This window comes from Tissierella pigra (assembly GCF_018917845.1).
Classification (GTDB): Bacteria; Bacillota; Clostridia; order Tissierellales; family Tissierellaceae; genus Tissierella; species Tissierella pigra.
The window spans coordinates 2,847,999-2,869,762 of record NZ_JAHLPJ010000001.1 but is presented as its reverse complement, the minus strand read 5'-3'; the positions used below and the strand labels follow the sequence as shown (position 1 = coordinate 2,869,762).

General features: G+C 31.0%; 19 protein-coding genes and 5 tRNA genes. 21 read left to right on the top strand and 3 right to left on the bottom strand.

Annotation, left to right across the window (positions count from 1 at the left end):
- Positions 1 to 7: 7 nt before the first annotated feature.
- Positions 8 to 961: a (4Fe-4S)-binding protein gene (locus KQI41_RS14170; RefSeq protein WP_154438678.1), complete on the bottom strand. Its 954-nt coding sequence runs from the start codon at positions 959 to 961 to the stop codon at positions 8 to 10.
- A gap of 25 nt (positions 962 to 986) precedes the next feature.
- Positions 987 to 2,606 carry an FAD-dependent oxidoreductase gene (locus KQI41_RS14165; protein ID WP_216585509.1) on the bottom strand — a complete coding sequence of 540 codons (1,620 nt, stop codon included), beginning with the start codon at positions 2,604 to 2,606 and terminating at the stop codon, positions 987 to 989.
- Between the two features lie 156 nt (positions 2,607 to 2,762).
- Here KQI41_RS14165 and KQI41_RS14160 point away from each other — a divergent pair, with 156 nt between their 5' ends.
- The 5 genes from KQI41_RS14160 to KQI41_RS14140 all read left to right on the top strand — a co-directional run bounded on the left by KQI41_RS14160 (position 2,763) and on the right by KQI41_RS14140 (position 8,384).
- Complete coding sequence (locus KQI41_RS14160) at positions 2,763 to 3,710, top strand: LysR family transcriptional regulator (protein WP_216585508.1); 948 nt, start codon at positions 2,763 to 2,765, stop codon at positions 3,708 to 3,710.
- 103 nt (positions 3,711 to 3,813) lie between these two features.
- Positions 3,814 to 4,098, top strand: a complete 285-nt coding sequence (gene gatC / locus KQI41_RS14155; protein WP_154438655.1) for an Asp-tRNA(Asn)/Glu-tRNA(Gln) amidotransferase subunit GatC — start codon at positions 3,814 to 3,816, stop codon at positions 4,096 to 4,098.
- Between the two features lie 14 nt (positions 4,099 to 4,112).
- Positions 4,113 to 5,576, top strand: coding sequence for an Asp-tRNA(Asn)/Glu-tRNA(Gln) amidotransferase subunit GatA (gene gatA / locus KQI41_RS14150; RefSeq protein ID WP_216585507.1), 1,464 nt, complete (start codon positions 4,113 to 4,115; stop codon positions 5,574 to 5,576).
- Complete coding sequence (gene gatB, locus KQI41_RS14145; protein ID WP_154438651.1) at positions 5,566 to 6,996, top strand: Asp-tRNA(Asn)/Glu-tRNA(Gln) amidotransferase subunit GatB; 1,431 nt, start codon at positions 5,566 to 5,568, stop codon at positions 6,994 to 6,996. Before gatA ends, gatB begins: the two co-directional genes overlap by 11 nt.
- A gap of 134 nt (positions 6,997 to 7,130) precedes the next feature.
- On the top strand, positions 7,131 to 8,384 hold the full coding sequence (locus KQI41_RS14140; protein ID WP_216585506.1) for a dicarboxylate/amino acid:cation symporter: 1,254 nt from the start codon (positions 7,131 to 7,133) through the stop codon (positions 8,382 to 8,384).
- Between the two features lie 73 nt (positions 8,385 to 8,457).
- On the opposite strand, the gene KQI41_RS14135 is transcribed toward KQI41_RS14140, so the two are convergent.
- Entirely contained in the window at positions 8,458 to 8,595 is a 138-nt protein-coding gene (locus tag KQI41_RS14135; protein WP_154438647.1) for a hydroxymyristoyl-ACP dehydratase, read from the bottom strand.
- Positions 8,596 to 8,787: 192 nt separating this feature from the next.
- Between KQI41_RS14135 and KQI41_RS14130 the strand changes: the two genes are divergently transcribed.
- The 16 genes from KQI41_RS14130 to KQI41_RS14055 all read left to right on the top strand — a co-directional run bounded on the left by KQI41_RS14130 (position 8,788) and on the right by KQI41_RS14055 (position 21,746).
- A complete protein-coding gene (locus KQI41_RS14130) occupies positions 8,788 to 9,285 on the top strand; it encodes a hypothetical protein (RefSeq protein WP_216585505.1) in 498 nt (165 codons plus the stop codon).
- A 10-nt stretch (positions 9,286 to 9,295) separates the two neighbouring features.
- Positions 9,296 to 9,925 carry a hypothetical protein gene (locus tag KQI41_RS14125; protein WP_154438643.1) on the top strand — a complete coding sequence of 210 codons (630 nt, stop codon included), beginning with the start codon at positions 9,296 to 9,298 and terminating at the stop codon, positions 9,923 to 9,925.
- A gap of 173 nt (positions 9,926 to 10,098) precedes the next feature.
- On the top strand, positions 10,099 to 11,094 hold the full coding sequence (locus KQI41_RS14120; RefSeq protein ID WP_216585504.1) for an AIR synthase family protein: 996 nt from the start codon (positions 10,099 to 10,101) through the stop codon (positions 11,092 to 11,094).
- Between the two features lie 112 nt (positions 11,095 to 11,206).
- A complete protein-coding gene (locus KQI41_RS14115; protein ID WP_216585503.1) occupies positions 11,207 to 13,273 on the top strand; it encodes an N-acetylmuramoyl-L-alanine amidase family protein in 2,067 nt (688 codons plus the stop codon).
- A gap of 103 nt (positions 13,274 to 13,376) precedes the next feature.
- Complete coding sequence (locus KQI41_RS14110) at positions 13,377 to 14,369, top strand: GerMN domain-containing protein (protein WP_154438637.1); 993 nt, start codon at positions 13,377 to 13,379, stop codon at positions 14,367 to 14,369.
- A gap of 193 nt (positions 14,370 to 14,562) precedes the next feature.
- Complete coding sequence (locus KQI41_RS14105; protein WP_154438635.1) at positions 14,563 to 15,180, top strand: XTP/dITP diphosphatase; 618 nt, start codon at positions 14,563 to 14,565, stop codon at positions 15,178 to 15,180.
- Positions 15,177 to 15,659, top strand: a complete 483-nt coding sequence (locus KQI41_RS14100; RefSeq protein ID WP_154438633.1) for a metallophosphoesterase — start codon at positions 15,177 to 15,179, stop codon at positions 15,657 to 15,659. The genes KQI41_RS14105 and KQI41_RS14100 overlap by 4 nt, the downstream gene beginning before the upstream one ends.
- A 174-nt stretch (positions 15,660 to 15,833) precedes the next feature.
- Positions 15,834 to 15,910 (top strand) — tRNA-Arg (locus tag KQI41_RS14095).
- 16 nt (positions 15,911 to 15,926) lie between these two features.
- Positions 15,927 to 16,003 (top strand) — tRNA-His (locus KQI41_RS14090).
- 166 nt (positions 16,004 to 16,169) lie between these two features.
- A tRNA-Lys gene (locus KQI41_RS14085) sits at positions 16,170 to 16,245 on the top strand.
- Positions 16,246 to 16,267: 22 nt separating this feature from the next.
- A tRNA-Leu gene (locus KQI41_RS14080) sits at positions 16,268 to 16,351 on the top strand.
- Positions 16,352 to 16,398: 47 nt separating this feature from the next.
- Positions 16,399 to 16,475 (top strand) — tRNA-Arg (locus KQI41_RS14075).
- Positions 16,476 to 16,804: 329 nt separating this feature from the next.
- Positions 16,805 to 18,457, top strand: a complete 1,653-nt coding sequence (locus KQI41_RS14070; protein ID WP_154438631.1) for a Na/Pi cotransporter family protein — start codon at positions 16,805 to 16,807, stop codon at positions 18,455 to 18,457.
- Positions 18,458 to 18,611: 154 nt separating this feature from the next.
- Entirely contained in the window at positions 18,612 to 19,568 is a 957-nt protein-coding gene (locus KQI41_RS14065; RefSeq protein ID WP_154438629.1) for a ribonuclease Z, read from the top strand.
- Positions 19,569 to 19,573: 5 nt separating this feature from the next.
- A complete protein-coding gene (gene dapF / locus KQI41_RS14060) occupies positions 19,574 to 20,410 on the top strand; it encodes a diaminopimelate epimerase (RefSeq protein ID WP_154438627.1) in 837 nt (278 codons plus the stop codon).
- 121 nt (positions 20,411 to 20,531) lie between these two features.
- Positions 20,532 to 21,746: a cation:proton antiporter gene (locus tag KQI41_RS14055; RefSeq protein WP_216585502.1), complete on the top strand. Its 1,215-nt coding sequence runs from the start codon at positions 20,532 to 20,534 to the stop codon at positions 21,744 to 21,746.
- Positions 21,747 to 21,764: the final 18 nt, after the last annotated feature.

The window sequence follows — 21,764 nt, the reverse complement described above, 5'->3', positions numbered from 1 at the left end:
CAGTTAATTAGCAAGTAGCTCCGCCAACTAAGTGAAGTTCAGAATCTAAAATCTCATCTTTTCTGTCCAGAAGGTCATTTGATAATAATTGCTGTTGAACATTTTCAAAACCAATTCTTTCTATGGTTTGAGATAGACGTTCCCCAGTTTCACCTTGTTCTCTAAATAAAAGTATGGTTTTTTCGATTATATCCATAACTTCCTCTTCAGTTGTAAATATTTTATCTAGTGGAATACCATGGTTAACAAGTTTACCCCATCTACCACCTATATATATTTTATATCCAACTTGCCCATCAGGAATAGCATCAAAGTGACATTTTCCTATACAACGACCACAGTTATTACAAGTTTCTTCATTTATGTGTAAAAGATCATCTTCAACTTTAGCAGAATCCATTGGACATACGTTTTCAACACCACAAACTCTACATCCATTACATAATTCACTGTCATAATTAGGTATCATTTGTCCAACAATTCCTAAGTCATTTAAACTAGGCTTCATACAGTTGTTTGGACATCCTCCTACGCCAATTTTAAATTTATGTGGTAATTTAACGCTTGAATATCCATTGAAAAATTTTTCGTGGATTTTTTCAGATAAATCAAAAGTATCAATTAAACCATATTGACAAGTAGTACCTTTACATGAGACTACTGGACGAACTTTTGAGCCAGTACCACCTGTTACAAGACCTTCTTTTGCAATATAATTTCTGAAATCCTCAATTTTGTCATATGGAATACCTTGACATTCAACTGTAAGTCTTGATGTAAATGTTACAATACCATTTCCATAAAGCTCTGCTGCTTCAGAAAGACATTTGTTTTGAGCAGCTGTAATTTTACCATTTACAGTAATGATTCTAGCTGAAAAGTTGTCAGTTCCCTTATTGACTAAAAAACCTAATGCTTTTACCTTCTTTTGATCTTCTGGACTAATTGTTAAACTTGCCATTTTTTGACCCCCTTATTTTATTTAATTATAATTTATTTACTATGGACCCACCTTCTAAAACTAAGGTATTGTTATATCCAAGATGTTTTAATTTATTTTGAAGCATATATGCTCTTTTACCTTTAGAACATACTAATAATAATTTGTCATCTTTATCATATTCTAGTAATTCCTTATCTACTTTATTTAAATCAATATAAGGATAACCTTTAAAAGATGGTTGAATAGAGGCATCAATTATTTTATATCCTTCAGGCCTATTAGTTGCGAATTCTAAAGGAGTAATAGTGTTAAAGTTGCCACTAATTTTATTAAGTAAAACATTTACAGTATGGGCAAAAGGATGTATAGCAGTAGAGAATGGAGGAGCATATGCTAAGTCCATATGTTCAATATCTTCTAATGTAGCATTTAAAGTCATTGCAGTTACAGCAATATCTATCATTTTATCTACAGCACCTTTACCTAAAACCTGTAATCCCAGCAGCTTCTTAGTATTTCTATCTGCTAACATTTTTACAATAAATACAGATGAATCTGGATAATAATGAGCTTTATCATCTACTACAGTTACAACACTTTCTACATCATAGCCTGCTGCCTTAGCTGCAGATTCTGTTAAACCAGTTCTACCTATATTAAGGTCTGGTAACTTAGCCACTCCAGTTCCTAGAACTCCACTATAGCTAATGGATTCTCCATTAATATTTTTAGCTGCAATGCGGCCAGCTATATTAGCAGTAGACCCCATTGGAGACCAAGCAGGTTCTTTTGTTACCCTATTTATTACACTGGCACAATCACCAAGGGCATAAATATTCTCAAAATTAGTTTGGAAATATTCATTTACTTTTATTGTTCTATTTGGCATTAATTCAATACCACTATCGCTTAAGAAAGCTGTATTAGCTCTAATTCCAATAGATAAAACAACTGCATCTGCCTTCATAGTTCTCTTATCAGTTTTAACCTTTTCTACTTTGCCTTCACCAATAATACTTTCTAATCTAGTACCTGTAAATACCATGATTCCATGTTCTGCCAAGTGGTCAGCAATGTATTCAATAAATTCAGGTTCAAATCCTGGAGGAACCATGTCAGCCATATCTATTACAGTAGTATTTATTCCTTTAAGTGATAAATTTTCGGCTACCTCTAAGCCTATGAATCCACCACCAACTACAACAACACGTTTGATTTCTTTAAAATCAAGGGCATCTCTTAAGGAAATCGCATCATCTGGAGTTCTCATAAAATATACTCCATCTAAATCTACACCTTCTAAAGGTGGTTTAATTGGGTTAGCTCCAGTTGCAATAACTAATTTGTCATAATTATATGTAGAAGTTTCATTAGTTTTCATATCCAATGCCTCTACTGTATTTGATTCTGGATTGACCTTAGTTGCTTTAACTTCTGTTAATACTTTAGCACCAGTTAACTCTGAGAAACTTTCTGGGGTATTAACTATTAATTCATCTCTACTAGGGATTACATCACCAACATAATATGGTAATCCACATCCAGCATAAGAAATATCTTTGCTTTCAGTTAATATTGTAACTTCGTGACTACGATTTTCTCTTTTTAGCTTAGCAGCTACCTTAGTACCAGCAGCTACTCCACCAATAATAAGAACTTTCATAACTTCACCCCTTTGTATTATTTTTAACATCAAATTATACTATTAATGTATCACTTGCACTTATATAAATAAAGTGATAAAATCTTATCACACATATAGGTAAATCCTATTAATATGAAAATTCTAGGAAGTTGCAATTGAAAAAGGAGATTGAAAATGGATATAAGACATTTGAAAGTATTTATAGAAGTTGCAAATAGTGGGAAAATGAGTACTGCGGCATCGAAACTTTTTATTTCTCAACCTACAGTAAGTCAAACCATTAGAGAACTTGAAGAATACTACAATGTTCTTTTATTTGAACGCCTATGTAAGAAACTGCATATAACCCATGAAGGAAAACTGCTACTTAGTTATGCAAAAGCAGCAGTTAAACAGTTTGATGATTTAGAAGCGAAAATGTCTACAATAAATGATGTATATAAAATAAAAGTAGGAGCTACCATAACTGTAGGAAGTTGCCTTATATCAGATATTGTAAATAGTATTAAAGAAAAAAATTCAAATATAGAAACTTATGTATATGTGAATAATACAAAGGCAATAGAAGAAAAACTATTAAACTCAGAAATAGATATTGCTATTGTAGAGGGAGAAATTAATAATCCTAATTTAGTTTCACTTCCGGAAATAGATGATTATTTAGTTTTAGCATGTGGTCTAAATCATAAATTTAGCAGTAGAGAAGTAGTTGAACTACCTGAATTACTAGATTTAGATTTTGTAATGAGGGAAAAAGGTAGTGGGACAAGAAAACTTTTTGAGGATTATATGTATGAAAATGGATTTGATGTAAAGATAAAGTGGGAAACAAATTGTCCGGAAGCTATGAAAAATGCAATCTTAAAAAATGGATGTCTAGGTGCTATATCCATAAGACTAATAGAAAATGAAATAAAACAAAATCAGATTCGAGTATTTAAACATATAGAGCATGTATGGAATAGAAGTTTTAGTTTGGTATATCATAAGGATAAAATCATAGATGAAACTATGGACAGTGTTATAGAGGTAATTAAAGCCTATAAAAATGTAAAGGTCAAGGAAGATTATAAATTTGGTAAAGTAGTAAATACTTGCCTTAGCTTTAATATAGATGAATAAAAAAATACATATATAAAATCAAATGATATATTTAGCTATCATTTGATTTTTTTATATAATAAGTGGTAAAATAGTAAGGAAAGTCTAATGAGGAGGAATTAGAATGATTACTAGGGAACAGGTAGAACATATGGCTAATTTAGCTAAATTAAAATTCTCAGAAGAAGAAATTGATGGATTTACTCACAAGTTTTCTGAAGTTTTAAGTTATGTTGAGAAATTAAACGAAGTAAATACAGAAGGTGTAGAGCCTGCTTATGGAGTTAATAATCATATACAAGTATTAAGAGAAGATGTAGTACAAGAAGGATTATCTAGAGAAGAAGTTTTACAGAATATTAAAGAAAATCAATATGGATATTTTAAATTACTAAAAATAGTGGAATAAAAAGAGGTGATAAAATGGATATTACAAAATTATCAGCATTTGAAATGAGAAAAAAGATTTCTAAAAAAGAAATATCTAGTAAAGAATTAGTAACAGCTCATTTTAATAGGATTGAGGAAGTTGAGAAAAATATTAATGCTTTTATTACTTTAAATAAAGAAGAAGCACTAAAAACAGCAGAAAAGGTAGATGAGAAAATTAAAAATGGAGAACAGATAGGACTATTGGCAGGACTTCCCATAGGAGTTAAAGACAATATAGTGACAAAAGACCTTAGAACTACTTGTGGGTCTAAGATGTTAGAAAATTTCATACCACCATATGATGCAACAGTAGTTACTAGAATAAAGGAAGCTGATGGAATAATCATGGGAAAAACAAATATGGACGAATTTGCCATGGGTTCATCTACAGAAACATCATATTTTGGGCCAACTAAAAATCCTATAGATACAGAAAGAGTACCTGGAGGGTCCTCAGGAGGCTCAGCTGCTGCCGTAAAATCAGGAGAAGTGGCATTGGCTTTAGGAACAGATACAGGTGGTTCTATTAGACAACCTGCCTCTTATTGTGACGTTGTAGGTATAAAACCTAGTTATGGTATAGTGTCAAGATATGGTGCAGTTTCTATGGCTAATACACTAGACCAAGTAGGAGTATTTGGAAGAGATGTAAGAGATGCAGTATTTATGCTGTCTGCCATAACTGGATATGATAAGAAGGATTCCACTTCATTTAACAATCCAGAAGGAACTATAATATTTGGCAGTTTCCCAGAAGAAATAGATTATAAAGATTATTTAAAAGGAATGAAAATAGGACTTCCAAGGGAATTTACTTATGAGGGCATGGATCCTAGAATCAATGAAGAAATAACAAAATCAATAAAGATGTTTGAATCCTTAGGTGCAGAAATAGAAGAAATATCTTTACCTCATATAGAGTATGGACTAGCAGCTTACTATATTATATCTACATCAGAAATTAGCTCAAACTTAGCAAGATTTGACGGGGTTAAATATGGATATAGGGCAAAAGAATATAATACTTTAGATGAATTATATACAAATTCAAGAACAGAAGCCTTTGGTGAAGAGGTTAAAAGAAGAATAATGTTAGGAACTTATTCATTAAGTAGAGGATATGCAGATGACCATTATAAAAAAGCATTAAAAGTAAGAACACTTATAAAAAATGATTTTGATAAAGCTTTTAGCAAATACGATATAATTCTGTCTCCTACTTGTCCAGTTTTACCATTTAAATTAGGTGAAAAGGTAAACGACCCATTAGCTATGTATATGGGAGATTTATTTACAGTACCTGTAAATTTAGCAGGTCTTTGTTCCATGAGTATACCTTGTGGATATGTAGAAGGATTGCCTGTTGGATTACAAATAATTGGAAATAGACTTAAAGAAGCAAATATAATTAAAGCAGGTCTAGGATTTGAAGGAGGAGTAAAAAATGGCCTATAAAACTATAATCGGACTTGAAATCCATACTGAACTTATGACAAAGACAAAGATGTTTTGTAGTTGTACTAATGCCTTTGGTGGTGAAGCCAACACACATTGCTGTCCAGTTTGTATAGGATTACCTGGTGCTCTTCCAGTTATAAATAAAACAGCAATAGAATATGCCATAAGAGCAGGAATTGCACTTAATTGTAAAATAAATACTCATACTAGAATGGATAGAAAAAATTATTTTTATTCAGATTTAGTTAAAGGTTATCAAATTTCTCAAGATGACATACCTTTATGTGAAGGTGGACATATAGAAATAGAAACAGAAGAAGGAACTAAAAAGGTTCACCTAGAAAGAATCCATATAGAAGAAGATACAGGTAAACAAACTCATACAACAGAGGGAGACACTTTAATTGACTATAATAGAGCAGGTGTACCTCTTATAGAAATAGTTACAAAACCAGAAATGAATACACCAGAGGAAGCAAGACAATTCCTTGAAAATCTAAGATCAACTTTAAAGTATATTGAAGTTTCAGATTGTAAAATGGAAGAAGGTTCTCTTAGATGTGACGTAAATATAAATATAGTAGATAGTGAGACAGGAAATAAAACCAATATTACAGAAATAAAAAATTTAAACTCCTTTAGAGGTGCAGTAAAAGCTATGGAGTATGAGGAAAAAAGACATATAGAGCTTTTACAAAAAGGCGAAAACACAGTTAAGGAAACTAGAAGATGGGATGAAGTAAAAGGTGAAACCATATCCATGAGAGCAAAAGGCACAGTTGCAGACTATAGATATGCGCCAGACGGAGACTTTGCAGAAATAGTTTTAGAAGATTCATGGGTAGATGAAATAAAAAATAATCTTCCAGAGTTACCTCACCATAAGAAAGAAAGATTTATAAAAGACTATGACCTTTCAGAATATGATGCAGGAGTATTAACGGCATCTAAAGACTTAGCTACTTTCTTTGAAGAGACTATTAAATATATAGATGATTCAAAGTTAGTTAGCAACTGGATTATGGGAGATGTCCTAAGAAGATTAAAAGATGAAGAAATAGAAATACAAGACACTAAGCTTACACCAAAATCTTTGGGAGATTTAATAAAAATTGTGAAAGACGGAAAAATCAACAATAACACAGGTAAAAAAGTATTAAAGGAAATCTTTGACACAGGGAAAGAGCCAGAAACTATAATTAAAGAACAAGAATTAGTTCAAATAAGTGATGAAGGTGCTTTAAAGGAAATAGTATCAAAAGTCCTAGATGAAAATGAACAATCTATTATTGATTATAAAAATGGTAAAGATAGAGCCATAGGATTTTTAGTAGGACAAATAATGAAAGCATCAAAAGGCAAGGCAAACCCTCAAATGGTAAATAAAATGTTAATAGAAATGATAAATGAAAGATAGATGGAGTTTTCCATCTATTTTTTTATATCAAAGTTTATTCCGATAATTAAAACTTGAAAAAATATTCAGAATAAGATATTATTACTAATAATATCTATAATTTATATAGTATAAAATATTTTAGGGGGGATATTATGTCTAAGAAAAAAATAAACCTTACATCAAAGGTACTTATAGGACTTTTACTTGGATTGATTACTGGAATTATAGTTTTTCAATTACCTAATGGAGTTGTTAAGGATAAAATTTTAATTGATGGAGTATTCCAATTAGTAGGTCAAATGTTTTTAAGAGCAATAATGATGCTTGTAGTTCCTTTAGTTTTCGTATCATTAGTAAATGGTGCTGCCAGTATGGGAGATGTGAAAAAACTAGGTAGAGTAGGTGTCAAAACCGTAGGATTTTATTTAACTACTACTGCATTAGCTGTGGTTATAGCGCTGATACTAGGTTTTTTCTTGAAACCTGGAGTAGGGTTAGATATGTCAGTCATAGAGACTGTAGATCCTATAATAAATGAAAAGGTACCACTTATTCAGATATTGTACGAAATGGTACCAAGAAATCCGATTGCTGCCATGGCTGAAGGAAATATGTTACAAATTATTGTATTTGCCATATTGACAGGAGTGGGATTATCTTTACTAGGTAAAAAAGCTGAATTACTGATAAAGTTATTTGATAACTTAAATGATCTTATAATGAAATTAGTAGAAATAGTAATGAAATTTGCACCAATAGGTGTATTTGGGCTTATAGCAAGGACATTTGCTACTGTAGGATATACAGGTTTACTGCCTTTAATTAAGTATATACTTACTGTATATCTAGGACTAATAATTCATATGTTCTTTATATATGGAGGTCTTCTAAAGGGATTGACAAACTTATCACCGATGAAGTTTTATAAGAAATTTTTTCCAGCTATGTCAGTGGCATTTTCAACAGCCAGTAGTAATGCTACAGTTCCAGTTTCTTTAGAAATAGCAGAGAAAGAATTGGGGATTTCAAAGAATATTGCATCTTTTACTATTCCATTGGGAGCAACTATTAACATGGATGGTACTGCCATAATGCAAGGTATAGCAGTGTTTTTCATAGCTCAAGTTTATGGATATGAATTAACTACTGGAATGATGCTTACAGTAATACTCACTGCTACATTGGCATCCATAGGTACAGCTGGAGTGCCTGGAGCTGGAACTATAATGCTTTCTATGGTATTGCAATCCATAGGATTGCCTTTAGAGGGAATTGGATTGATTATGGGTATAGACAGACTTGTAGATATGGGTAGAACAGTTACTAATATTACAGGTGATGCGGTTTGTACAGCAGTAATAGCAAAACAAGAAGGCGAACTTAATATGGAAGTTGCTAATTCATAGTATGAGATATTATTAAAATTAAAAGTACCAAAAGTTAAAGAATTGACTTTTGGTACTTTTAATTTTAGAGAGTCTACGATTTGTTTTTACTTTCCCTTTCAGTAAAATAAGGGCAATCAGGAGTAGGAGTGCTAGATTGTGGAATAACTGTTTTTAAATCACACAATCCATCTTTCTCATACAAACATTTTTCAGAACAAGGTATCATCAAAGCAAAAACCTCCCTTTCAGTCAATTATCTTTATTTTTTCCAAAACAAATTTAAATATTATTAAAATATAACCGTAAAATATTTTTTATTTTCAAATAAATTGATTAATGGATATATATATGGGTAATGAATTTATAACATGAAGAAACCATTGACAGAACCTTAAAAATATTAAAGAGGGGGAAAAGGGATATGAGGAAAAAAAGTATGGTTTTATTAGTAGTGATGATTTTATTAGTAACAAGTACAACAGTTTTCGCTGAAGGTGCTAATGTTGCAGATAAAACAAATAAGAATATTAGTGTAATGAGTGGAATGTATGAAGTTGAACCAAATGACACACCAGCACAAGCAAAACAAAATAATAAATTAAAAGCTAATACACAATGGAAAAGAGGTAAGTTAGATAGAGGTTATGACTCAGTTGACTATTATTACTATAGTCATAGGAATTATGGAAATATAGATGTTACTTTATTCAATATATCCACTAGGGGAAAAGTAAATATTGAAATTTATCGTCAAAATAGTAATGGAACTATGATACGCGTTTCTGGCGGAATTAGTGATGGAATTCAACAAGTTGTCACTGCTCGAAATGCTTCAGAAGGAGATTATTTTGTAAAGCTAAGTTTACTTAGTAGTTCTTGGGATCAAGTAAGCTATGATATAAAGATTGATGCTAGATAGGAGAAACAACATGATAAATAGAATAAATACAGCTTATGAGTCAATAAAAGTAAATAGTAGCACAAAAAGTCATGAGATTAAAGAAAAAGAAGTAGAAAAGACTAATAATTATGCGTACAATTCCAATCCAGATTATTCTTTTATAGATTTAGATAGGTTGATAACAGCTGTAATTGAAAGGTACTTAAATGGAGTTGCTGTTGGAGATGGATTTTTGGTAACTAATCCAATTTTTCATGACGATACTATGGATAAAAGAGTTTTAAAATTTGATAAAGAGTTTTTTGATACTATAAAGCCTTTAATTCAAAGTGCCTATGACAAAAAATCATTAGGAGATATTGAGTACCCTGAATATGAAAGTCATTTTGTTGGGAGGGTATATGTCATTGCATCATTAGCCAGAGCCGTAGTAAAAGAATTCTCAGATGCTTCAAATAAAGTAACTTATGATGAACAGTCACTAAGGAAAGCAGCAGATGATTATTTTATGAAGGAAATTAGTGAGTCGGATATTGGAAATATAGATAGTGAAAGTATAGTTGACCAAAATGATAGGATTCGTGATATAGCAAAATTTAGAATTATGAATGATAAAGAGTGTAGAAGTATATTAGCAGAATTGAAAACTTTAATATAATAAAGATTATTAAATAATATGCTCCTTTATAGTATGTAGTTAGGTTAGCAAAAACTGTATACTGTAAAGGAGCATATTTTATTATGGAAATATCTAAAAGTGTATCCATATTGTATAAAAAGTGTTTCCCATATGTTAGAATATATAGAGACAAATATTTGGGAGGTTCGGAAATGGAAATTGGAAAATTGCCTAATGAAGTATTAGAAAAAATAGTTTTATCAAATATAAAGAATAAACGGAAAGAAGTATTGGTAAAAGCAGCAGTAGGAGAAGACAGTGCTGTAATTGACTTTGGCAATGATTTATGTGTAATGAGTACAGATCCAATTACAGGTGCAACTAAGGATATTGGAAAGCTGGCTGTACATATTTCATGTAATGATGTAGCAACTGCAGGGGCAGAACCTATAGGTGTAATGCTTACAATATTAGCACCGCCAAGTACTACTGAAAAGGATATAGAAAATATTATGAAAGAGGCTGGAGAAGTTGCTAAAGAAATCAATGTTGAAATAATGGGAGGTCATACTGAAATTACAGATGCTGTAAACAGAATTGTAATTAGCACAACAGTTATAGGAAAACAACCTAGGGAAAAACTGCCTAATCCTAAAGAAATAAAAGTTGGAGATAAAGTTTTAATAACTAAATATGCAGGAATAGAGGGGACATCCATAATTGCAAAGGAACTAGAGGAAGAATTGATTTATAAATTGGAGAAAGAGAAATTGGAAAATGCAAAGAATATGGACAGTATGCTTAGTGTGGTTAAGGAAGGAATAATCTGTGGAAATATAGGAGTCAGATATATGCACGATATTACTGAAGGAGGAGTTTTGGGAGCAGTTTGGGAGGCTTCTAAGGCTACTGGTAAGGGGATCAAAGTAGTAGAAAACTTAATTCCAGTAAAAGATGAAACTAGAGAAATCGCAAATCTAATAGATATAGATTTATATAGACTTATTTCAAGTGGCTCAATGTTAATTATTGCAGAAGAAAAAAAAATCGTAGAAATCCAAGAAAAATTAAATGAGGAAGGAATTAAAGTTACTGTTATTGGAGAGGTAATAGATAAAGGAATTACCTTGGAAAAAGATGGAGAGACCATAGCAATAGAGCCTCCTCAAAGTGATGAGCTATACAAGGCTTTATCTTTAACTCAATAATATTACATTATCATTACAAAACCTAGAATTCGTTGACATAATAATCCAATAAATGATATAAATAAAATATACAAGCTATTCAAAAGAGTTAGAGACACAAGGAGGTAGATGAATGAAAAAATGGAAGGTAATACTACCCTTATTTGTACTATTATTTATCTTTAGTCAAATAGGACATGCAGCAACAGGTAATAAGATTCAAGTAAGTATAAATGGTACTAAGGTTTCTGTAAAACCAGTACCTATTATTATGGATGGACAAGCAATAAATACAGAATTTCCCTCCTTTGTTTATAGTGATAGGACATTAGTGCCTATTAGATTTGTATCAGAAAGTTATGGTGCTGAAGTAGGTTGGGATCAAAAAACTAAAACGGCTACAGTAACTCATGGAGACAAAGAAGGTAAATTTACCATAGACAGCAATGTAGCTATAATCAATGGTAAGAAAGTAAATTTAGATAAATTTGCTATTCCAAGATTAGCTAAAGTAGATGGAAAAGATTCAAGAACTATGATTCCTTTAAAGTTTGTAACTGATGTATTTGGATATGAAGTTGGCTGGGATAGTGCGAAAGATGCTCCATATATAAACACTAATGAAGCATTGGTAAATAGCATATCTTTAGAAAAGGGAAGTACAAATAAGAATAAACTAGTTATAAAAAGCAACAAATCTATAAAATACGAAACAGTATTTATAGAAGACAGTAATAAGCTTGTAATCGATATTAATGATTCAAAGATACTTGTAAATAATACTGCATCAGGAATGATAAATACAAACGACAGTATTATTGATAAAGTAGAATATTCGCAGTTTTCAACAGATCCTAGTATCACTAGGGTAATACTTACATTGAAGGATAAAATAAAATATAATATCGCTTCAGAGGATAATGGGAAAAATATAACTGTATCCTTTGATAATAAGTCTGATGTTGTAGTATCCTATAATGAAGTAAAATCAATTGCAAAAGAATTTGTCAATGGAAAAGAAGCAATTGTAATCAATTCCATTTCTCAACCTAAAATAAATACTATGAAACTACAAAATCCAGAAAGATTAGTCTTAGATATAATGGACTCTAACTTAGTGGGAACTACTTACAGCTATGACTATGAACTAGGATTTATTAAAGGGGTTAGGGTTTCACAGTTTAATGGAGATAATAATTATAGTGCTGATGACAGAATAGTTAGAGTGGTTTTAGATATAAAAGAAGGAGTTGCCGATTCCAATATAAAGATAGACTATGATGGTAACAAAACAATAGTTTATCCTGAAAAATCATTATGGGAGAATATTTCTTATACTTCTTCAGGACAAGAAAAGATGTTTACCATATTAGACTTAGAAGAAACATATTATGCTGTAAACTATAATTCAGACAAGAGATTAATACAAATAGATATTCCAAGTAACAAAGTAGAGTTAGCAGAAGGTAAAGCTTCAGTAAAGGATGGGTTTGTAGATGAGTTAGAAGTAGTCAAAGACGAGCATTATACTAGATTACTTATTAAGTTTACAAAATCAATAGAATATACTTTATTATCCAGTGATGTAGATAATAAAATCTCTTTATTATTAAAAAGAGATTCAAATTATAATCCTTTAGGAAATCTAATAGTCATAGATGCAGGACATGGTGGAAAAGACCCTGGAGCATTATCAGTAGCCAGTAGAAGAGAAAAGGATTTGAACCTTAGTGTATCATTGAAATTAAATGAAAAATTACAGGAACTAGGTTACAATACTGTAATGACTAGGGATACAGATGAATTTATAGACTTATACGAAAGAGCTAGAATTGCCAATGATAATAATGCTGACTTATTTGTAAGTATCCATGGGAATGCTCATGATAATAGGTCCATAGCAGGAGTTCAAATATTATATTGTCCTGCTACTAAATCTAGCATAAAAGAAGTAGATCAACATCCTTTTGCTAAAGCCATAATGGAAGAGATACTAAAGGAAACAGGAGCAGTAGATAAAGGTATAATTCAAAGACCAAACCTAGTAGTACTTAGAGAAACTAAAATGCCAGCTGTATTAGTAGAAACAGGTTTCTTATCCAATGCACAAGAAGAACAGCTATTATTTAATGAAGAGTACCAATACAAAATAGTATCTGGCATAATAAAAGGAATACAAAAATATTTTGAAGAACACTAAAAAGCAAGGTTATCCTTGCTTTTTTCAAATTTTAAATATAAATTATTCATAGTCTGACAACTCCTCTAATATAATGTACTAGTATGAACTAGGAGGGTTGACGATGGTAAAAGTAAACAGGAGAATAATTTTATTTGGACTAATAGTAGTCTTAGGTCTAACAGTATTGACTTTTGGAAAGAACCTAATTGAAAATAGGTTATCAGCTAAAGATGATGAGATTGAAATAATTAGATCTGATGAAAATGAAGTGGTTTTAACTGAAGAAGAAGGTATAAGAAAGACAGTAATGTACTTTAAAGATGCAGATGGTTATTTAGTTCCTGTAATGAAGAGGATACCTTGGGAAGAAGGAATTGCAAAAGTAACACTTAATAATATGGTTGATAGTGCAGAGCTTAGGGAGATGTTGAGTCCTACTGGATTATTGCCAGTTATACCAGCAGGTACAGAGATTTTGGGAATGTCTATAAATGAAGATACAGGACTATGTAAAATAGACTTTTCTGAAAATGTTCTAAACAATCAATCTGAAAAAGATGAGGAAAGTTTTATTAAAGGTGTAGTATATACACTAACAGAATTTCCAGCTATTAGTGAAGTACAAATATTAGTTGGCGGAAAAGCATTACCTTCAATGACTTATGGAGGAAATATTAGTCAGCCATTGGCACGAGAAAATATTAATTTAGTTGGCAGTTTAGAAGAAGGACGTTCAAAGGTTGTAGTATACTATAAGGGGATGAATAATGAAGAGTATGAATATTTTGTGCCAGTAACCATACCTACTCTTGCACCAGTAGCAAATGTATATTCAGCATTGGATTTATTATTTGATGGTCCTCCAGTAGATATTGGGTTATTCTCCGATATACCAAAGGATGTTATGTTACACGGAGTAGAAGTAAAAGACGGTACTGCATATGTGGATATATCCTATGATAATATGGATACAGCCAGTGATGATACATTTAGTGACATAATAAAAAATATAGGCTTAACATTAAGTCAATTTTCAGAAATAGAAACTGTAGAATTACTTATAGATGGAGAAATAATAAACACCACAATTCCAGTATTTGCCAATGAATATTAGGAGATAGCAAATTATGAATGATAAATTATGAATTATGTACATTAGGTGAGCGTTGCTCACCTTTTTATTTTATTAAATTTAGTTTATGCAAACCTATTAAAAATGTTACAAAATTCTTTTATTGTTTATTTATAGATAAAATATTATATTTTTGATAAAATAATATAATAATTAAAATTAAAGGAGTTATAAGATGAATAAAAGAAAACTTGTATTATCAACTGGAAATAAACATAAAGTTGAAGAAATAAAAAATATATTAAAAGATTTGCCAATAGAAGTAGTAACAAAGCATGATGTAGGATTGGGGGACTTAGAGGTAGTAGAAGATGGAAATACTTTAGAAGAAAATAGTATAAAAAAAGCTAAGACATTAGCTGAAAAATTAGATTATATGGTTCTAGCAGATGATTCAGGACTATTTGTAGATATATTAAATGGAGAACCTGGAGTTTACTCTTCAAGATATGCAGGAGAAGAGGGAAATGATAAGAAAAATAATCAAAAGCTTTTAGAAACCTTAAAAGATGTGCCTTTAGAAAATAGAACTGCTAAGTTTGAGGCAGTAATAGCTTTAGTTACAGAGGACAAGGAACTGATAGTAGTTAAAGGGCAATGTAAAGGCACCATAGGCTTTAAGGAAGAAGGAAACAATGACTTTGGATATGACCCATTATTTACACCTAATGGTTATAATAAAACCTTTGCAGAGCTTGGAGAAGATATTAAGAATAAAATAAGTCATAGAGCAAAAGCATTAGATGAAATGAAAAAAGTAATAAAAGAAATAATAGGAGTAAGATTAGTATGAAAATAGCAGTAGTTAGTGATACTCATGGAAATAATAAATATGTTTTAGAAACATTACTGGACATGGAAAAGCCTGATATGTTATTTCATCTAGGAGATTATGTAGATGATGGAGAAAAGATATCTAAATCTTTAGGAATAGAAAGTATAATTGTAAAAGGTAATGGAGACTATTTTAATACAAAATATAAAGAGGATGAGATAATAGAAATAAAAAATAAAAAAATATTCTTAACCCACGGTCATAAATATAATGTTGAAAATGGGGTAATCAAATTATACTATAAAGGGCTGGAATTAGGGGCAGACCTAGTATTATTTGGTCATACTCATATACCTATGATAGAAAAAGAAGAAGGTATAACCATCATGAATCCTGGAAGTGCTTTTCTACCTAGAACTACTGAAAGAATCAGGACTTTTGGTATTTTAGACATTGATGAAGAAATAAAGACTAAAATAATTAAAATAAATTTATAAAATAGTGTTGACTTTATATTTTAAACCTGCTATAATTTTAAATTGTTAGCGAGTTAATATTACTTGGACAACAACCTTGAGACAAGCAAGATATTTGGGCTATAAGGATTTTAATTTTTTAGCTCTAAAGTAAATTGATAGTCATAATGAATCCAACTGGATCATAAAAAGCTTGCACCTATAGCTCAGTTGGATAGAGCAACGGACTTCTAATCCGTGTGCCGGGGGTTCAAATCCTCCTAGGTGCGCCAAGGAAATAAAATTATGGTGGGTGTGGCCTAGTTGGTTATGGCGCCAGATTGTGGCTCTGGAGGTCGTGGGTTCGAATCCCATCATCCACCCCATAAAATTTCACAAGGTGTGAATTAAATAATCATGATCCATTAGCTCATGTCGGTATAAGCAGGGGACCAAAATCGTAGTTTTCGATTTTGTGTACATCGCTTAGTCCTTGATTGGTAAGTTTAATCAGAGGAATATATCACATCTGCTAGTATATCAAATAATCATGATCCATTAGCTCAGTCGGTAGAGCACCTGACTTTTAATCAGGGTGTCCCGCGTTCGAGTCGCGGATGGATCACCAATAATAGCCCTAGAGGCTATATGCGGGAGTGGCGGAATTGGCAGACGCGCTAGACTTAGGATCTAGTGTCATTGACGTGGGGGTTCAAGTCCTCTTTCCCGCACCATACATAAAATTGGCTGATGCCAATTTTTTTTATATATAATATTATCTGCACCTGTAGCTCAATTGGATAGAGCACCTGACTTCGGATCAGGGGGTTGGGGGTTCGAGCCCTCTCAGGTGTACCAGATGTAATTTTAAGCTATCTATAAGGTAAATAGATACGATGATTATTGAAAAAAATTTCGATAGCCATCGTATCTATTTTTTTATAACCAATGGAAATGTTCTGATTTTTTTATTTATGGGGTTTGAAATCCGAATTTTTATTATACTAGAAAGATAGTATAATAGCAAAAATAAAGGTTATAATTTTTAATAGTTCGCTAATCTAAATAATTTATATTGTATTTATAAAACTTTGCTGATAAAATTGTTATTGTGAGATTTTTATAATATATTTTTAAGAACATAAGAAAAAAACTAACTATTAGGTTATTAAATTGGAGGAAAGCAAATGGAAGAGCTAATATTTGGGCTTATTGGTGGAACAGCTTTATTGATGTATGGTGTTGATATGATGGGAGATGGTCTTGAAAAGGCATCTGGAGAAACCATGAAAAAAATCCTTACAGTATTAACTGGTAAGGTATGGAGTGCGTTTTTAGTAGGTACTTTTGTAACGGCAATAGTCCAGAGTAGTACAGCAGTTACAGTATTAACAGTTGGCTTTGTTAACTCTGGTCTTATGAAACTTCCTCAAGCAGTAGGTATTATTTATGGGGCTAATATTGGAACTACAATAACAGCTCAATTGATGGCATTTAGTTTTAAGTTTAAATTAACGGATATAGCTCTTCCAGTGCTAGGTATAGGATTTGCCATTAACTATATTGCTAAAAATAAAAAGATAAAAAATATTGGACAGGCAATGATGGGCTTTGGAATGATGTTTTTAGGTCTTAAAATACTTAATGATGGAATTCCATATATGCAACAAAGTGAGGCCTTAAAGTATTTCTTTACCAAATATGCGTCTATTCCAGTAGTAGGAGTAATCTTGGGAATAGTTGTAACTGCTATGGTACATAGTAGTGCTGCAACTGTAGGACTTGTAATGGTTCTTAGTCAAGCAGGTCTTATAGACTTACAATCAGCAATTTGTATAATGTTAGGAGATAATATAGGAACATGTTTTACAGCACAACTTGCAAGTATGACAGGAAATATAAATGCAAGAAGAACTGCATGGGCTCATACTCTTTATAATATATTTGGAGTTGCAATAACATGGATAACATTACCTATATTTATGAAAATAGTAATATTTACTACAGACTATTTAACTGCCAATGCAGATATATCTGTATATATTGCCAATGCTCATACATTATTTAATCTATTAAGTGCTTTATTGTTCTTACCTATTACAAAATATTATGTTGATTTTCTTTATAAAGTTGTTAAAAGAAAAGGAGACCATAGTAATGATAAGGTACATTTAGATAAATTACTTTTAGATACTCCTGTGGCAGCCTTAGAAGCATCAAGAACTGAAATTATTAGAGGAACAGAAATTCTAAAAGATATGGTTTTAGATGTAATGAACATAGCGTATACAGACGATAGAAAGAGAATGACTGAAGTAGTAGATAATGAGGCAATTATAAATGAAATGCAGAAAGAATTAACAAAATATATAGTGGAAATTTCAAGAAAAGGATTAACTGAAAGTCAGTCTATTATGATACCAGCTATGATAAGTAGTATAAATAATATTGAAAGATCAGGAGATAGAGTTATTGAAATATCTTCCCTATGTAATAAGAAGATAGATGGTAATCTATCATTTACTGATACTGCCATAAGTGAATTAAAGCAATTAGAAAAAACTATTATTGAGCTATTTAACAGCACCATTATTGCCATTAAAAATAGAGATATGGAACTTATAGATAGGATTATTAAATTAGAAGATGAAGTAGATGAAATGAGTGAAAGATTCCAAGAAAATCATATAAGAAGACTAAATGAAGGAACCTGCAACGTAGATTCGGGGGTACTATTTATAGATATGGTAAGCCATCTTGAAAGAATTGCAGACCATATATATAAGATAGCCATGTATTCCAAAGATGAGTTGTTTGGTGAGAAGAGAAAGTATAATTAGAATAAATTATTAAATAAAATTGAGACAATAGCAATCAAGATAATATTCTCTTGATTGCTATTATTTTACCTTGAATAATGTAGAAAAGATTTTAGTATGATAGGATATACTATATATAATCAAAAATTACTTTAATATTGAAGGAGAGATATTATTGCTTGATATATGCTTATTAGGAAGTGGTGGAGGTATGCCTATGCCAGAAAGGTTTTTATCATCTATGGTAATAGGGTATAATGGAAGACAAATACTAATAGATTGCGGAGAAGGCACTCAGGTAGCCATGAGAAAGATGAAAACAGGATTTAAGTCTATAGATATAATATGTATAACTCATGGTCATGGAGATCATATATTTGGCTTACCTGGGCTTCTTTCTACCATTGGCAATAGTGATAGAATAGAACCTATAACAATAATAGGACCTGCAGGGATACAAGACATAGTAAATGGGCTTATATTTTCATTAAAAAATCTACCATATGAAATAAATATAATAGAAAATCCCATAGAACCTTTAGGTATCAATATTTCACCGAAAGGAACAAAAATTGATAGTGAAGTTTCCTCTAATGCTAATATGATTATTTCCACATTGGAGTTAGAACACTCTGCACCATGTTTAGGCTATGGATTTTATATTAAAAGAAAGCCTAAATTTTATCCAGAAAAAGCAGAATTATATAAGGTTCCTAGAGAAATATGGAGAAATCTGCAAAACGGAGAAACTATAATATATGATAATCAAGAATACTACCCAAGCATGGTATTGGGAGAAGAAAGAAAAGGAATAAAACTAAGTTATATTACAGATACAAGACCTACGGATAAAATAGTAGATTTCATAAGGGACAGCACTTTTTTTGTATGTGAAGGTACATATGGAGATAATGAAGATTTACATAAAGCTATTAAGAATAAGCATATGACCTTTGCAGAGGCAGGAAAGTTAGCTTATGATGGTAATGTAGACGAACTTCTGCTAACTCATTTTAGTACAGCTATGAAAGAACCAGAACTATATGTAGAAAAAGTTACAGATATATTTGAGAGGGCTATAATTGGATATGATGGATTTAATAGAATATTAAATTTTCATAAAAAGGAGTGATTTCTTTGAACTTCCATAAGTATGTAGCTGCAGGTAATGATTTTATTTTATTTAATGGGATAAATAAAGATTACGGAAATCATAATGAATTGGCTTTAAAGGTATGTAGCAGACATTTTGGTATTGGTGCAGATGGTATGATGATTGTAGAAAGCAGCAGAGTAGCAGATGTAAAAATGCTTTATTATAATTCAGATGGCTCACAAGGAGAAATGTGTGGCAATGGAATCAGAGCTTTTTCTAAATATATTTATGATTATAATATAGTTGAAAATAAAAATATATCCATAGAGACTCTAGCAGGAATAAAATATATAGATATAATAACTGATGAACTAAATAAGGCAGATAGGATAAAAGTGGATATGGGTTATCCAATATTTGAAGGAGAGAAAATTCCTATAAATATAAATAAGGAAAAAGTAATAGAAGAAATTATTGTAATTAATGGAAAAGACTATAGATTTTCTGCATTAACAGTAGGTGTACCTCATGTGGTTATATTTATAGAGGATATAGATAAAATAAACATTAATGACTTGGGAAAAAAAATAGAAACTCATCCTTTATTCCCTAAAAAAGCTAATGTGAATTTTGTAAAAGTAATAGACAAAGATAATATAAATATTTATACTTGGGAAAGAGGAGCAGGAAGAACTTTAGGATGTGGAACAGGTTCTTGTGCTTCTGTAGTCATAGGAAATATAATAGGTAATCTCAATAATAAAGTCAATGTAAACACAGAGGGGGGTAAATTAATTATAGAGTTAAATAAGGATTATAAAATTTTTATGATAGGTGATGCAATACATATTGCCAAGGGAGAATTTATCAAAAGATAAGTAACTAGGTTTACTTATCTTTTTTTATGCTGTATAATGTGTATGGGTTCAATATCAAATTGTATGGATTTAATTTTAATAATCTCGAAAGAGTTTACATATAAAAACAAAATAGGGAGGAATGTTTAGATTGGATTTGCTTTTTAAATTGGGTATAATCATTTTAATAGGAATTATAGGTGGAAGACTGGCTAATTATTTTAAACTTCCCAATGTATCAGGATATATTGTAGCTGGTTTAATAATTGGACCATCTTTTATTAATTTAGTAAATGAGATGGATATAGAAAGCTTTAACATTATTAATGAAATGGCTTTAGCTGCCATTGCATTTTCCATAGGGAATGAATTTTTATTAAAGGATATGAAAAAAGTAGGTAAAGATGTACTGCTTATAACTGTAGCTGAAGTAGTTGGAGCTTTTGTTATAGTGTTTATAATGATGTATTTTATCTTAAACCAAGCTATGGAGTTTAGTTTAATGATAGCAAGTATGTCAGCAGCAACAGCACCAGCAGGTATTGTAATGGTAATTAGAGAATTAAAGGCAAATGGACCTTTGACTAAGACTATATTGCCAATAGTCGCTTTAGATGATGCTTTGGGAATTATGGTATTTGGAGTTTGTTTGTCTTTGTCAAAGATTTTATCTGGGACAGAAAAATATTCTATAATAAAGATAATAAGCAATCCGACAATAGAGATATTTGGTTCTATTATCTTAGGATTTGTTATAGGTATAGTAATGACATATGTAGTTAAAAAAGCAAAACATAGTGAAGAGTTACTTATTATGACTATAGGATTTATACTGTTGAGTTCCGGGGCTGCTAACTATTTTAATCTTTCACCATTACTTACTTGTATGATGGTAGGAGCTACTTTAGTTAATTTGAAGCAAAATTCCTTTAGAGTATTTAACTCAATAAATGAGTTTACTCCACCTATTAATCTATTATTTTTTACTGTTGCAGGGGCTAGTTTAAATATAAAGGTATTATCCTCTGTTGGGATATTGGGCATAGGCTATATAATAGCCAGAGCAAGCGGAAAATATATAGGAGCAACTTTGGGAGCCAAGGCAGTAGGTTCCGAGGAGAAAATAGTCAAATATTTAGGTATGAGTTTATTGACTCAAGGTGGAATTTCCATAGGTCTATCTATGATAGTAAAAAAAGAATTGCCTGAACTTAGTGATTCTATAATTACTGTAATATTATTTAGTGTATTGATATATGAAATAATAGGACCAATATTAGCAAAGATTGCAATTACAAAGGCAGGAGAAGTAAATGGTATGTTAAAAAGGGAAAAGAAGAAAGTACAAAGGACGTAAAGACTAAAGGAGGTATGT